Origin of the sequence: Microbulbifer sp. (assembly GCF_051659245.1) — a bacterium.
Taxonomy (GTDB): Bacteria; Pseudomonadota; Gammaproteobacteria; order Pseudomonadales; family Cellvibrionaceae; genus Microbulbifer.
Window position 1 is genome coordinate 23,668 of sequence record NZ_JBOFOC010000041.1, and the last position, 13,518, is coordinate 37,185.

Here is a 13,518-nt window from a genome sequence, read left to right on the forward strand (position 1 = left end):
AGGACACCATGAAAAAATACGATGTTACCGAAGCCATTATTCTCGCCAAGAAATCCCGGGACCTGACCTGGGAAGCTATTGCCAGCGAAATTGGCATGTCACCGGTGTGGACCACTTCTGTGTGTCTGGGCATGAACTCGGCACCCGAACCACAGGCCGAGGCTCTGTGCAAATTGTTCGATTTGCCCACAGGTTCCAAAGAGGTGCTGATGGAATGCCCAACCAAGAGCTGGGAACCCGCCATTCCCCAGGACCCGTTGATTTATCGCCTGTACGAAGCCATCGGCGTGTATGGCCCTACCATGAAGGAAATCATTCACGAGAAATTCGGTGATGGCATCATGAGCGCCATTGATTTTTCCATGTCCATCGACAAGGAAGAAAACCCCAAGGGCGACCGGGTGGTGATCACCTGGAACGGCAAATTCCTGCCTTACAAGCAGTGGTGATACCTGCCGTACCTGGCAGCATGAAAATCGGCCGCGCAGGCGTATCCCGATTACTACGGCATCGTGTTCGCGCGGCAATTCCCCCGGGGTCGCCATGGCTTCGGGCAGGTCGAGGCCGTCGGCTTGTGCATAGCCGCCCAGCACCTAACATTCAGGACCGGAAAGAGCAGGCCGGTACGGCCGGGGGAAAATCAAATTTGGCCCGAGCCCCTTATGACACCCCCAACAGCTTTCGCAAACAAACGCTCCCCCGCCCGGTCAGCTGGTAACCCCCCGGCAGTTGCTCCAGCAGCCCCGCCAACTCCAGTTGCAACAGGGTCGCCATCAGCGGCCCGGTGTCTTCGCCGGTATTCCGGGCAATCTGTTCGATACTGCACAGGTCGCCGCCCAGGGCGGCGATTACCCGAAGCTGGTCCTCCCCCAATGGCGGACCAGCGTCGGGGGTTTGCGGTGGCTGCTCCGCCAGGAGTCCGCCCAGTTGCTCCACCACGTCCGCGCTGGTCTCCACCAGTGCCGCCCCCTCCTTGATCATCCGGTGGCAGCCGCGGGCCAGGGGATTGTGGATGGAGCCGGGGATGGCGAACACTTCGCGGTTCTGTTCCGCGGCCAGGCGCGCGGTGATCAGGGAGCCGGAGCGCACCGCGGCCTCCACCAGCAGTACGCCCAGGGACAGACCGCTGATAATGCGGTTGCGGCGCGGGAAGTTGGCCGCTTCGGCGCCGCTGCCCAGGGGCAGCTCGCTGATCACCGCACCGCCGTTTTCTACTATCTCCTCCGCCAGCGGGATATTGCGCCGCGGGTAGAGGTGGTCCACCCCGCTGCCCAGCACCGCCAGGGTGGCGCCTTCGGCGTTCAGCGCTCCCCGGTGGGCTGCGGCGTCCACCCCCAGGGCCAGGCCGGAGGTGATGGCGAAGCCGGCGCCGGCCAGTTCCGCGGCGAAGGCGCGGGCGTTGTCCAGGCCGCCGCGGCTGGCCCGGCGCGCGCCCACCACGGCGATCTGCGGCAGGTGGAGGGCGGCGGCATTGCCGCGCAGATAGAGCAGCGGCGGCGGGCGGGCGATCTGCGCCAGCAGGGACGGGTATTCGTCATCTCCGCACTGCACCAGTTGCACGCCGGTCTCGCCACAGCGCTCCCGTTCCGCCCGCGCCCAGGCGAGCAGTTCACAGCGCTCGCCGCGGCTGCGGTACTCGCGCCACTGGATCTGTGCGCGCTCGGGGAGTTTTTGTAACAGGGTGTCGGGAAGGGACTGCAGCGCGGCGGGCGCGCTGCCGAAGTGTTCGATCAGTTGCCAGTAGCGGGCCGGCCCCATGCCCTCCAGGCGCAGGAGGGCCAGGGTGGCGGTGAGCGCATCCATACGTCGGGCGACTCCAAAAATTGTCTTTTTGCACGAGCGCGGCGTCGGCTTCGTGCTCGAATCCTCACGTACTAACCGTACGCTCCGGTTCTGCGCGCGGTGCCTCCTTGCTCTCGCACAAAAATCCTAATTTTTTGAGGCACCCTTTCGTCTTTCTTGGATTACGGGTTGCGGACCAGGTCCATGACCTCCAGCGGCCGGTCCGACTCCAGTATCAGCGCCAGGCTCATCTTCTCGAAGGTGCGGAAGACCATCAGCACCCCGGCGTATTCGTCCGGCAGCTTGACGGTGTCGCGCTCGATGCGGTCTTGCACCGTGGCGCCGCGCTTGTAGATGGACAATACGTGGCCCGGCTGCAGACCCTCGCGCTCGCCGCGGTTGATCGCCACCACGTCGTACCTGCCGATCTGGGTGACCCCCTCGTCCACACCGAGAATGACCCCTTCCACCGGCACCGCCGGTGCGCCCGGCTGGAACAGCGCGGCAATGGAGCGCTCCTCCGCCGGCAGCAGGCGGTCCTCCAGGCGGATTTCGCGGGCGGTGCGGGTCACCTCCATGGTGGCCACGGCGAAATCTTCGCGGTGATCCGGGTCCAGTTGGAAGAGGTCCACGGAGCCCACGTCCAGGGCCTGCATACCCAGGGTTTCCCCGGTGTAGGGATCCACGTAGAGGTCGCCGGGGCGGTAGATGCCGTAGGAAGGCAGCGGCACGCTGAAGTCGCCGCGGGCGTAGAGTTTGTCGCCGCCGCCGATCAGGATGCGCTGGTCGCTGCCGGAAACCACATAGGGGGTGCCCTTGAAAGCGTCCGGCCCCACGATCCGCGTGCGGGACAGGAAGGCGTTGATGGCGTCCAGGGGAATCGCCGGGATCGCCTCGCCCACCGGTTCGCGGCGCACACTGGGGTGAAGCTTGCTGGTGTCGACGGGGGATAGTTTGTAGGCGCGCGGGCCGCGCTCCAGATGCAGCTGCGGCTGCCCCTCGACGTAGACCAGGCGCAGGCGGTCGCCGGGATAGATCAGGTGCGGGTTCTCCACTTGTGGATTCACCTGCCAGATCTCCGGCCAGAACCAGGGCTGGGTGAGGAATGTACCGGAGATATCCCACAGGGTGTCCCCCTCCTGCACCACGTAGACATCCGGGTGGTCCGGGTTGAGACGTACATCCTGGGCCTGAAGGCCCAGGGTCACCGCCAGCAGGACAGCGGCGGCCAGAAGAATTTTTTTCATCGAAGCATTCCCATGCTTTTATCGCTTATAATTCACAGCGCCGGCCGCTGTCCGCACAGGGCGCGAGATGGTGAAAACCGTAGACGCCGTAGAAACGGCAAAAAGTCCAGCGCGATCATTATGTTATCAGCGCATCTTCTACAAAGACCAGAAGTTTGTCACAGGTGTTATGGCCAAACTCGAAATCCTCGAATTCCCCGATCCCCGCCTGCGCCAGGTCGCGAAACCGGTTGCCGAGGTGACCGACGAGCTCCGCCAGCTGGTGGACGACATGTTCGAAACCATGTATGAGGCCCCCGGGGTCGGCCTCGCCGCCACCCAGGTGAACGTGCACAAGCGCCTGGTGGTGATCGACGTGTCCGAGGACCAGAGCGAGCCGCTGGTGTTTATCAACCCGGATATCGAGGTGCTCGACCCGGAGCACCACCAGTACGACGAGGGCTGCCTCTCGGTGCCCGGCTTCTACGAGACCGTCGAGCGCCCGCGCAAGGTGCGCGTCAAGGCGCTGGACCGCGACGGCGAGCCCTTCGCCCTGGAGGTCGAGGGCCTGCTCGCGGTGTGCATCCAGCACGAGGTGGACCACCTCGACGGCAAGCTGTTCGTGGACTACATCTCCCCACTCAAGCGCAACCGCATCCGCTCCAAACTGGAAAAGGCTCACCGCCAGCGCGCCTGACGACCGGCGCGCCATCACACAAATCCCAGGTTTATGACCCGATCTCTGAAGATTGTTTTTGCCGGCACCCCGGATTTTGCCGCCGCGCACCTGCAGGTGCTGCTGGACAGCGAACACCGGGTGATCGCCGCCTACACCCAGCCGGACAGGCCCGCCGGGCGCGGCAAAAAGCTGCTCGCCAGTCCGGTCAAGCAACTGGCCCAGCGGCGCGATATTCCCGTCTACCAGCCCCAGAGCTTGCGCGACCCATCCGCACAGGAGGAATTGGCAGCCCTGGGCGCCGATGTGATGGTGGTGGTCGCCTACGGCCTGATTCTGCCCCAGGCGGTGCTCGACATTCCGCCACTGGGCTGCATCAACGTGCACGCTTCGCTGCTGCCCCGTTGGCGCGGTGCGGCGCCGATCCAGCGCGCCATCGAGGCCGGTGACGCCGAGAGCGGCGTGGCCATCATGCAAATGGAAGCGGGGCTGGACACCGGTCCGGTACTGGTGGAGAGCCGCTGCCGGATTGCGCCCGCGGACACCGGCCGCAGCCTGCACGACAAGCTGGCGGAGCTGGGCGGCCCGGCGCTGTTGCGGGCGTTGGAGCAGCTCGCCGCCGGCACCGCCGAACCCCGGGTACAGGATGACACCGCCGCCACTTACGCGAGCAAGATCAGCAAAGAGGAGGCGCGCATCGACTGGCAGCGCCCGGCGGAGGAACTGGAAAGGCAGATCCGCGCCTTCAACCCTTTTCCGGTGTGCTGGACCACCTGTTCAAATAGCGGCGGTGAACAGCGCCTGCGCGTTCACAGTGTGAAACTGGAACAGGACAGCCACGGCGAGCCCGGCACAGTTCTGGCCGCCGACAGCGAGGGCATCCTGGTGGCCTGCGGCCGCGGTGCCCTGCGCCTCACGCAACTGCAACTGCCGGGCGGCAAAGCGCTGCCGGCGGCGGAAATCCTCAAGGGCCACCGCGAGCTGTTTGCCCCCGGCAACCGGCTGGGGCAATAGAGGGTGGCCGCAGATACGCGCGCGGCGGCCGCGCAGGTAATTGCCGCCCTGCTCGACGGCCGCGGCTCCCTGTCGAAACTGCTGCCACAGGCGGAGGCCCGCACTGCCGAGCGCGACCGCCCGCTGTTGCGCGAACTCTGCTACGGCTGCGCGCGCACCGCGCCTCGCCTGCAACTGGTGGCCGATAAGCTGTTGCGCAGGCCGCCGGCAGATAAAGAGGTCAGCGCGCTGGTGCTGCTCGGCCTCTACCAGCTGGAATACACCCGTATCCCCGATCACGCCGCCATCTCCGCCACGGTAAACGCCGCGCGGGAACTGGAACACCCCCACGCCACGGGCCTGATCAACGGCGTGCTGCGCAATTACCAGCGCAGCCGCGAACAACTGGAGAGGAAACTCTCCGGCAATCCCCAGTTCAGCTCCGCCCATCCGGCGTGGCTACAGCGGCGCATTAAAACCGCCTGGGGGGACAGGGCGCGGGAAATTTTCCGGGCCAGCAACGCCAACCCGCCGATGACCCTGCGGGTCAACACCGCCCGGGTCACTGTCGCCGACTACCTCGCCCGGCTCGAACAGGCGGGTATCGCCGCGCGTCCCTGCGCCGTTTCGCCGGTGGGGATCACCCTGGAGGCGCCCCGCGCGGTGCAGGAACTGCCGGGCTTCGAGCAGGGGCTGGCGAGTGTGCAGGACGAATCCGCCCAGCTGGCCGCACTGCTGCTGCAACCCGGCCCCGGCGAGCGGGTGCTGGACGCCTGCGCCGCCCCCGGCGGCAAGACCTGCCACCTGCTCGAACAGCAGCCGGACCTGCAGCTCAGCGCACTGGATATCGAGGAGGAGCGCCTGGACCGAGTGGCGGAGAACCTCTCCAGAATCGGCGCCAGCGCGGAACTGATCTGCGCCGATGCCGCCGAGCCGGATGCCTGGTGGGACGGCCAACTCTTCGACCGTATACTGCTGGACGCCCCCTGCTCCGCCACCGGGGTGATCCGCCGCAACCCGGATATCAAGCTGTTGCGCCGGGAGGCGGATATCGCCGAACTGGCGGCGCTGCAGACGAAAATCCTGCGTTCTCTGTGGAAGCTGCTCAAGCCCGGGGGCACCCTGCTCTACGCCACCTGTTCCGTACTGCCGGAGGAAAACGCCGGGGTGGTCGCGGGATTCGTTGCGGCGACCCCCGATGCGCGCGACAATACGCCGCAGCAACTGGACGGAAGCCCCTGGGGCGAACCGCAGGCGGCGGGTGTACAGCTGTTCCCCGAGCCCGGAGGTGGCGACGGTTTCTACTACGCTCTGTTGAACAAAACCGAATAAAGGCCAGCTCGGGCCAATCATGCTATGAAGATCGTAATTCTCGGCGCCGGCCAGGTGGGCGGCTCGCTGGCGGAGAGCCTGGCCTCGGAGCGCAACGATATTGTGCTGGTGGACATCAAAGAAAAAACCCTGCGCGAACTGGGCGACCGGCTCGATATCGGTGTGGTGCAGGGCCACGCCTCCCACCCGGACGTCCTGCAGAACGCCGGCATCGAGGACACCGATATCCTGGTGGCGGTGACCAGCAATGACGAAACCAATATGGCCGCCTGCCAGGTCGCCCACTCGCTGTTCCGCGTACCCACCAAGATCGCTCGCGTGCGCGCCGCCTCTTACCTGAAATACCCGCAGCTGTTCGATTCCCAGTCCATCCCCATCGACGTACTGATCAGCCCGGAGCAACTGGTCTCGGAATATATCTCGCGGCTGATCGAGCACCCGGGCGCGCTGCAGGTGCTGGACTTCGCCGACGGCCGTGTGCAGCTGGTGGCAGTGCGCGCGGTGCAGGGCGGCCCGCTGGTGGGACACCAACTGCGCTACCTGCGCGAACACATGCCCCGCGTGGATACCCGGGTGGCGGCTATCTACCGGCGCAACAGCCCGATCATCCCCCAGGGCGACACGGTGATCGAGGCCGGCGATGAAGTGTTCTTTATCGCTGCGCGCGCGGATATCCGCGCAGTGATGAGCGAGCTGCGCCGCCTGGAACAGGGCTACAAGCGCATCACCATCGCCGGCGGCGGAAATATCGGCCTGCGCCTGGCGCACATGCTGGAAAGCCGCTATTCGGTGAAGGTCATCGAGCAGAATCACGCGCGTTGCGTGGCCCTCTCCGAGGAACTCTCCAACAGCATTGTGCTGCACGGCAGCGCCTCCGACCAGGACCTGCTGCTGGAAGAGAGCATCGACGACACCGATGTGTTCCTGGCGCTCACCAACGACGACGAGGCCAATATCATGTCCTCGCTGCTGGCCAAGCGCCTGGGCGCGCGCAAGGTGATGACCCTGATCAACAACCCCGCCTATGTGGACCTGGTGCAGGGCGGCGACATCGATATCGCCATCTCGCCCCAGCAGACCACCATCGGCACTCTGCTCACCTATGTGCGCCGCGGGGACATGGTCAATGTGCACTCGCTGCGCCGCGGCGCCGCCGAGGCCATCGAGGTGATCGCTCACGGGGACAGCCGCACCTCCAAGGTGGTGGGCAAGAGAATCGAGGACATCGACCTGCCGGAGGGCGCCGCCATCGGCGCCATAGTGCGCGAGACCGAGAGCGGCAGCGAAGTGCTGATCGCCCACGACGATGTGGTGGTGAAGACCGACGACCATGTGATCGTCTTCCTGGTGGACCGCCGCTACACGCGCCATGTGGAGCAATTGTTCCAGGTGGGCTTTAGTTTCTTTTAGTGAATTAATGCGCCCTGTAGGAGCGGGCCATGCCCGCGATCAGTTTCTGAAAAAACGGAATGCCCGATCGCGGGAATGGCCCGCTCCTACAGATTTCTTCAAGAACAAACAACGGGCTGAATATCGCCGATGCGGATAGCGGTCATTGCGCGGATTTTCGGTATTCTTCTGACGGTGTTCAGCCTGACCCTGCTGCCGCCGATCGGCGTTTCCCTGTGGTACGACGACCACACCCACATCTCCTTCGCCATCGCCTTCGCCATCACTCTGGTCACCGGCCTGTTTATGTGGCTGCCGGTGCACGATCTCAAACAGGACTTGCGCACCCGGGACGGCTTCGTGGTGACCTCCATGTTCTGGCTGGTACTGGGCAGCTTCGGCGCCCTGCCGTTTATTATCAGCCCACAGCCGGATTTGAGTATCACGGATTCGATTTTTGAATCCGTTTCCGGACTTACTACCACCGGCGCCACCACCATCACCGGGCTGGATACCCTGCCGCCGGCAATTCTCTACTACCGGCAGCAGCTTCAGTGGTTCGGGGGTATCGGTGTGATCGTCATCGCCCTGGCGATCCTGCCCATGCTGGGGATCGGCGGCATGCAGCTGTACAAGGCGGAAATCCCCGGGCCGGTGAAAGACACCAAGCTGACCCCGCGCATCGCCGAAACCGCACGCGCGCTGATGGTGATCTATATCAGTCTCACGGTCCTCTGTGCCCTGGGCTACTGGTGGGCCGGTATGACGATTTTCGATGCGGTGGGCCACTCCTTTTCCACCGTGGCCAACGGCGGCTTCTCCACCCACGATGCCAGCATGGGCTTCTACGCCAACAACCACGCGATCATGCTGGTCTGCATCGTCTTTATGCTGACGGCCGGCATCAACTTCGGCCTGCACTTCTTCGCCTTCCACAACCGCAGCCTGCGCCACTACTGGCGGGACTCCGAATTCCGCTTCTACATTATTTTCACCGCCTCGGCCGCGCTGCTGATCAGCGGCTATCTCTGGGTTCGGGGGGTGTTCGACCCTGCGGGCAGCTTTCTGCACGGCATCTTCCAGGTGGTCTCCATCGGTACCACTGCCGGATTCGGCTCGGAAAACTTTGCCATCTGGCCGGCCTTCCTGCCCTACGTGCTGCTCATGATCGGCATCATGGGAGCCTGCGCCGGCTCCACCTCCGGCGGCATCAAGGCCGTGCGGGTAATGCTGATCATGAAATCCGGCCTGCGCGAACTGGACCGCCTGGTGCACGTCAACGCGGTGGTGCCCATCAAGGTCAACCGCAAGCTCGTGCCGGAGCGGGTGACCGATGCGGTTTGGGGGTTTTTTGCAATCTATGTCCTGTCGTTTTTTGTGCTCACGGTGGTCGTGATGGCCACCGGGGAGAATTTTGAAACCTCTTTTTCCACTGTTGCCTCCTGCCTGAGCAATATCGGCCCGGCCCTGGGGGATGCGGCGGCCCACTACGGCGAAGTCAATGAGCTGGCCAAGTGGTTCCTGATCCTGGCCATGCTGATGGGGCGCCTGGAGATTTTCACCCTGCTGGTACTCTTCACCCCCGCTTTCTGGCGCCATTAATCGCAAAGCGCCCACACGTCGCCGCGATGCGATAGTCAGGGTAAGTTTTTTCTGCCAAAGTACACAGTTACCGGGAAGTAACTAATAAGAACAAGGCAGTAATGGCAAAGAACACCAGCGAGCTCCTCGGCCAGCTGAAAATTGACCGCGATGCAGTTCCCGAGCCGAGCCCCTTATCCTCACGCACTATCGTCCTCGCCGCCTGTATCGGCGCCGTCGCAGGGGTGCTGGTGGGCGCCCTGGCCACCGCCCAGTTTACCGGCGAGACGCCTGAACCGGCGCCGCAACATCCCCCCAACGAGTCTGCCTCCACACCGGTGCCGGTGGACCTCCCCGCACCCTCCACACAGCGGGAAACGGTGCTCAACGCCTCCGGCTATATCACCCCCAGGCGTGTGGCAACCGTCTCCGCGGAAGTCATGGGACTGATTGCCAGCGTGGACGTCGAGGAGGGCATGCAGGTGGCCGAGGGCCAGGTACTCGCGCACCTGAACGACGCCAAGGCGCGGGTGAACCTGGATTTCGCCAGGGCCCAGGTCAGGGTGCTGGAAGCCAGAGTGGCGAGCATCGGCGCCGAGTTGGCCGAGGCCCGGCGTCAACAGGTGCGCCATGCGGGGCTGATCGACAAACACTATTCCACCCGCGCCGAGCTCAGCCAGAGCGAGGCCGCGGTGGAAAGCCTGGAAGCACAGCTGAGCAGCGCACAGGCGGATATCCAGGTGGCCCGCCTGGAGGTGCAGCGGCAACAGGAGCGGCTGCAGGACCACACCATCCGCGCGCCCTTTGCCGGTGTGGTCACCCAGAAGAACGCCCAGCCCGGCGAGATAGTCGCCCCCTCCTCCGCCGGCGGCGGCCATACCCGCACCGGCATCTGTACCATCGTCGATATGGACTCCCTGGAAATCGAAGTGGATGTAAACGAGGCCTTTATCGGTCGCGTCTCCGCGGGACAGAAGGTGAGCGCCAACCTGGACGCCTACCCGGACTGGGATATTCCCGCGACGGTGGTGGCGATTATTCCCACCGCCGACCGCGCCAAGGCCACGGTGCGGGTGCGTATCGGTATCGATGAGAAAGACCCGCGCATCCTGCCGGATATGGGGGTCAAGGTGGCGTTTCTGGGAAACAGGGAATAGAGATTCCCCAATATTTGTAGGATGGGCAAAGCGAAGCGTGCCCATCGGTTGCCAATGATGGGCACGCTTCGCTTTACCCATCCTACGGAAATAGAAGCTTAATAATAACACTGGAGGGATTTGACGATGTCGCAGGATGTACTGTTTCAACTCAACGGAGTCAGCAAGAGTTTCGTCAAGGGCAAGGAAAAAATTACCATCTTCGACGATCTCAACATGACCATCGAACGCGGCGATTTTCTCGCCATTATGGGTCCCTCCGGTTCCGGCAAGACCACGCTGCTGAATATGCTCGGCGGCGTGGACCAGCCGAGCGGCGGAGAAATCTGGTTCGACGGCACCCGCATCGACAGTCTCAGCGAGGGCGAACTCACCCGCTGGCGCGCGCACAATATCGGCTTTATCTTCCAGTTCTACAACCTGATGCCGATGCTCAACGCAGCGCGCAACGTGGAACTGCCGCTACTGCTCACCAAACTCTCCAAGGCACAGCGCCGGGCCAACGTGGAAACCGCCCTGACGCTGGTGGGCCTCGGCGATCGCGCCAAACACATGCCCAGCGAAATGTCCGGCGGCCAGCAACAGCGGGTGGCCATCGCCCGCGCCATCGTTTCCGATCCCAAGCTGATTCTGTGTGACGAACCCACCGGCGACCTGGACCGGGAAACCGCCGACGAAATCCTGGAAATGCTCCAGCTGCTCAACCGCGAACACGGCAAGACCATCGTCATGGTCACCCACGACCCGGCGGCGGCCCGGTACGCCAGTCAGACACTGCACCTGGACAAGGGCAAATTCGTGCAGAGGGAAGTGGCGGCATGAACGATCTCTACTTAATCTACAAAAACATGACGAGAAAGCCGTTGCGGCTGTTTCTCACCTGTTTTGCCATCTTTATCGCCTTCCTGATTTTCGGTGCGGTCACCACTCTGAAAAGCGCGCTGGACGCCGGCATCGACCTGGCCGCGGACAACCGCCTGGTGGTGGTCAACAAGATCAACTTCACCCAGCCGCTGCCGATTGCCTACGCGCAAAAGGTGGCGGCGGTGGACGGCGTAGAGAATGTCACCTACGCCAACTGGTTCGGCGGCTACTACCAGGAGGCGCGCAACCAGATAGTGGCCATGGCAGTGGAGCCGGAGAGCTGGCTGCAGGTATACGAGCGGGAAATCTTATTGCCGCCGGAGCAGCGAGCCGCCTGGCTGGGCAACCGCCAGGGGGTGATCGTCGGTGAAAGCCTGGCCCAGCGCCTGGGCTGGAAGATCGGCGACCGGGTGCCGGTCTCCTCCAGTATTTTTTCCCACAAGGACGGCGGCCACACCTGGGACTTCGTAGTGGAGGGTATTTTTACCGGCAGCGATCCGCAGCACGACACCAACAGCATGTACCTCCATTTCAAGTACTTTATGGAGACCCAGAGCTTCGGCGGCGAGTGGATCGGCTGGATCACCCTCACCACTGTGGACGCGGCGCAGAACCAGCGCATCGCCGACGCAATCGACAGCGGCTTCGCCAATTCACAGGCGGAAACGGATACCAGCACTGAAGAGGCTTTCAGCAAGGCGTTTATCGAACAGATCGGCAATATTGGCCTGATCATCTTCGGCGTGGTATTCATGGCTTTCTTCACCATACTGATCCTGGTCGGCAACACCATGGCACTGGCGGTGCGCGAGCGCACCGGCGAGATAGCCGTGCTGAAAACCCTGGGCTTCCCCGCCCCGCGCATTTTCAAAATGGTGCTGACAGAGTCCCTGCTGATCGCCCTGATCGGCGGCCTCGCCGGACTGGGCGCCGCCTGGCTGATTATCCAAGGTGCCAAGGGCACCATGGCCCAGTTCCTGCCCAACCTGATGCTGGATTCCGGCGTAGCCCTGCAGGCGCTGCTATTTATGCTGCTGCTGGGGCTGGTCACCGGGCTGCTGCCGGCGCTCAACGCGCTGCGCCTCAATATCGTCACTGCATTCAATCGGGGGTGAGCCAATGAGATCTCTTATTTCGCAAGTCTCCGCGGTTACGGTGATGAATATCCGCAGCCTGCCCCGGCGCCTGTGGATGTCCCTGGCGATGGTGCTGGCCAGCGCCGTGGTGGTGGCCATACTGCTCGCCTTCCTGGCCATGGCCAAGGGGTTCGAAGCCACCATGAGTGGCGCCGGCTCGGACGCCGTGGCGCTGATGATGCGCGAGGGTTCCCAGGCGGAGCTGAACAGCGTGATCAGCCGCGACCAGGTCAACCTGGTCGAGGAATCGCCCGGCATAGCGCGGGACGCGGAGGGCCCGCTGGTGTCCCCCGAACTCTATGTGATAGTCGACGGCATCAAGAAGAGCACCGGCAGCAAGGCCAATATCCCCCTGCGCGGCCTGGACAAGCGCGGCATGGCCATGCGCGGCAACATGCAGTTGCTGGAAGGCCGCATGTTCACCCCCGGTACCAACGAGATGATCGTAGGCAGCGGCATACTGCGCGAGTTCGACGGCTTCCAGCTCGGCAACGAGATCCGCTTCGGCAAAAATGTGTGGACGGTGGTGGGCGTTTTCTCCACTGGCGGCAATGTGTTCGAAAGCGAACTCTGGGCGGATGCCAAGATGATCCAGAGCCACTACAACCGCGGCAGCAGCTACCAGACCATCCGCGCACAACTGGAAAACCCCGGCGACCTGGCACCGCTGCAGGAAACCATCGACCGGGAGCCGCGCCTGAACCTGGACCTGCAGACGGAGAGCGAGTATTTCGCCAGCCAGGGCAAACAGCTGCAGTACATGGCCATTTTCGGCCGCGTGATCAGCTTTATCATGGCCCTGGGCGCCCTCGCCGGCGCGCTGAATACCATGTACACCTCGGTGGCCGACCGGGCGAAGGAAATCGCCACCCTGCGCGCCCTGGGCTTCGGCAACTTCTCCGCCTTCTGCGGCACCATCGCCGAGGCACTGGTGCTGGCCGTCGCCGGCGGCCTGCTGGGCTCCCTGGCCGCCTTTGTATTTTTCGACGGCATGAACGCCTCCACTCTGGGGGGCAGTTTTACCCAGGTGGTGTTCAGCTTCGAGATGTCGCCGGACCTGTTTATGCAGGGCGCGATACTGGCGCTGCTGATCGGCTTTGTCAGCGGCTTCTTCCCCGCCTGGCGCGCGGCGCGGATGCCGGTGATCGTGGCGTTTCGCAACGCAGCATAATTGATGAGGGCGCGCGCCAGCTGCGCAAGTCCACCGAGCAGCGCTGCCAAAAACTGTGGCGCCAACTGGAAGCGGAGCTGGACGGCCCCTGGGTCTGCGGCCACTCGTTGACCGTCCAGCACTCGGCGGCTAACCCTACTTGAATCGCAACTTACTCCCCCTGTAGGAGCGGGCCATGCCCGCGATCGGGGTCTGTTCGCGGGCATGGCCC

At 63.7% G+C, this 13,518-nt stretch carries 12 protein-coding genes; 10 read left to right on the forward strand and 2 right to left on the reverse strand.

From position 1 onward, the window contains the following. The first annotated feature begins 8 nt into the window (after positions 1-8). Positions 9-449, forward strand: coding sequence for a cyanase (cynS, locus tag ACRC0P_RS04575; RefSeq protein ID WP_438628607.1), 441 nt, complete (start codon positions 9-11; stop codon positions 447-449). 211 nt (positions 450-660) lie between these two features. Here the strand turns inward: cynS and dprA are convergent, their stop codons facing one another. Both dprA and ACRC0P_RS04585 read right to left on the reverse strand, forming a co-directional pair. After that, positions 661-1,803: a DNA-processing protein DprA gene (gene dprA, locus ACRC0P_RS04580; RefSeq protein ID WP_438628608.1), complete on the reverse strand. Its 1,143-nt coding sequence runs from the start codon at positions 1,801-1,803 to the stop codon at positions 661-663. 161 nt (positions 1,804-1,964) lie between these two features. Beyond that, positions 1,965-3,029, reverse strand: a complete 1,065-nt coding sequence (locus tag ACRC0P_RS04585) for a LysM peptidoglycan-binding domain-containing protein (protein ID WP_438628609.1) — start codon at positions 3,027-3,029, stop codon at positions 1,965-1,967. Between the two features lie 169 nt (positions 3,030-3,198). Here ACRC0P_RS04585 and def point away from each other — a divergent pair, with 169 nt between their 5' ends. The 9 genes from def (at position 3,199) to ACRC0P_RS04630 (ending at position 13,307) form a co-directional block, all read left to right on the forward strand. Further along, on the forward strand, positions 3,199-3,705 hold the full coding sequence (def, locus tag ACRC0P_RS04590) for a peptide deformylase (RefSeq protein ID WP_308364587.1): 507 nt from the start codon (positions 3,199-3,201) through the stop codon (positions 3,703-3,705). Positions 3,706-3,738: 33 nt separating this feature from the next. Beyond that, entirely contained in the window at positions 3,739-4,698 is a 960-nt protein-coding gene (fmt, locus tag ACRC0P_RS04595; protein ID WP_438628610.1) for a methionyl-tRNA formyltransferase, read from the forward strand. 3 nt (positions 4,699-4,701) lie between these two features. Next, the gene (gene rsmB / locus ACRC0P_RS04600; protein WP_438628611.1) at positions 4,702-6,009 is read left to right on the forward strand and encodes a 16S rRNA (cytosine(967)-C(5))-methyltransferase RsmB; all 1,308 of its coding nucleotides are present in this window, start codon (positions 4,702-4,704) and stop codon (positions 6,007-6,009) included. Between the two features lie 24 nt (positions 6,010-6,033). Continuing rightward, on the forward strand, positions 6,034-7,419 hold the full coding sequence (gene trkA / locus ACRC0P_RS04605; RefSeq protein WP_438628612.1) for a Trk system potassium transporter TrkA: 1,386 nt from the start codon (positions 6,034-6,036) through the stop codon (positions 7,417-7,419). Between the two features lie 129 nt (positions 7,420-7,548). After that, positions 7,549-9,000, forward strand: coding sequence for a TrkH family potassium uptake protein (locus ACRC0P_RS04610; RefSeq protein WP_438628613.1), 1,452 nt, complete (start codon positions 7,549-7,551; stop codon positions 8,998-9,000). A 101-nt stretch (positions 9,001-9,101) separates the two neighbouring features. After that, positions 9,102-10,136 (forward strand): efflux RND transporter periplasmic adaptor subunit, encoded by a 1,035-nt coding sequence (locus tag ACRC0P_RS04615; protein ID WP_438628614.1) that lies wholly within the window; start codon positions 9,102-9,104, stop codon positions 10,134-10,136. Positions 10,137-10,262: 126 nt separating this feature from the next. Next, on the forward strand, positions 10,263-10,958 hold the full coding sequence (locus ACRC0P_RS04620) for an ABC transporter ATP-binding protein (RefSeq protein ID WP_438628615.1): 696 nt from the start codon (positions 10,263-10,265) through the stop codon (positions 10,956-10,958). After that, complete coding sequence (locus ACRC0P_RS04625) at positions 10,955-12,115, forward strand: ABC transporter permease (protein ID WP_438628616.1); 1,161 nt, start codon at positions 10,955-10,957, stop codon at positions 12,113-12,115. The genes ACRC0P_RS04620 and ACRC0P_RS04625 overlap by 4 nt, the downstream gene beginning before the upstream one ends. A gap of 4 nt (positions 12,116-12,119) precedes the next feature. Continuing rightward, positions 12,120-13,307 (forward strand): ABC transporter permease, encoded by a 1,188-nt coding sequence (locus ACRC0P_RS04630; RefSeq protein WP_438628617.1) that lies wholly within the window; start codon positions 12,120-12,122, stop codon positions 13,305-13,307. The last annotated feature ends 211 nt before the right edge of the window (positions 13,308-13,518 follow it).

What these genes read in the sequence shown, in the direction of transcription:
- def (WP_308364587.1), top strand. Translation starts at nt 3,199, where the DNA reads ATGGCCAAACTCGAAATCCTCGAATTCCCCGATCCCCGCCTGCGCCAG.
- dprA (WP_438628608.1), bottom strand. Translation starts at nt 1,803, where the DNA reads ATGGATGCGCTCACCGCCACCCTGGCCCTCCTGCGCCTGGAGGGCATG.
- fmt (WP_438628610.1), top strand. Translation starts at nt 3,739, where the DNA reads ATGACCCGATCTCTGAAGATTGTTTTTGCCGGCACCCCGGATTTTGCC.
- cynS (WP_438628607.1), top strand. Translation starts at nt 9, where the DNA reads ATGAAAAAATACGATGTTACCGAAGCCATTATTCTCGCCAAGAAATCC.
- ACRC0P_RS04585 (WP_438628609.1), bottom strand. Translation starts at nt 3,029, where the DNA reads ATGAAAAAAATTCTTCTGGCCGCCGCTGTCCTGCTGGCGGTGACCCTG.
- ACRC0P_RS04625 (WP_438628616.1), top strand. Translation starts at nt 10,955, where the DNA reads ATGAACGATCTCTACTTAATCTACAAAAACATGACGAGAAAGCCGTTG.
- ACRC0P_RS04610 (WP_438628613.1), top strand. Translation starts at nt 7,549, where the DNA reads ATGCGGATAGCGGTCATTGCGCGGATTTTCGGTATTCTTCTGACGGTG.
- ACRC0P_RS04615 (WP_438628614.1), top strand. Translation starts at nt 9,102, where the DNA reads ATGGCAAAGAACACCAGCGAGCTCCTCGGCCAGCTGAAAATTGACCGC.
- ACRC0P_RS04630 (WP_438628617.1), top strand. Translation starts at nt 12,120, where the DNA reads ATGAGATCTCTTATTTCGCAAGTCTCCGCGGTTACGGTGATGAATATC.
- ACRC0P_RS04620 (WP_438628615.1), top strand. Translation starts at nt 10,263, where the DNA reads ATGTCGCAGGATGTACTGTTTCAACTCAACGGAGTCAGCAAGAGTTTC.
- trkA (WP_438628612.1), top strand. Translation starts at nt 6,034, where the DNA reads ATGAAGATCGTAATTCTCGGCGCCGGCCAGGTGGGCGGCTCGCTGGCG.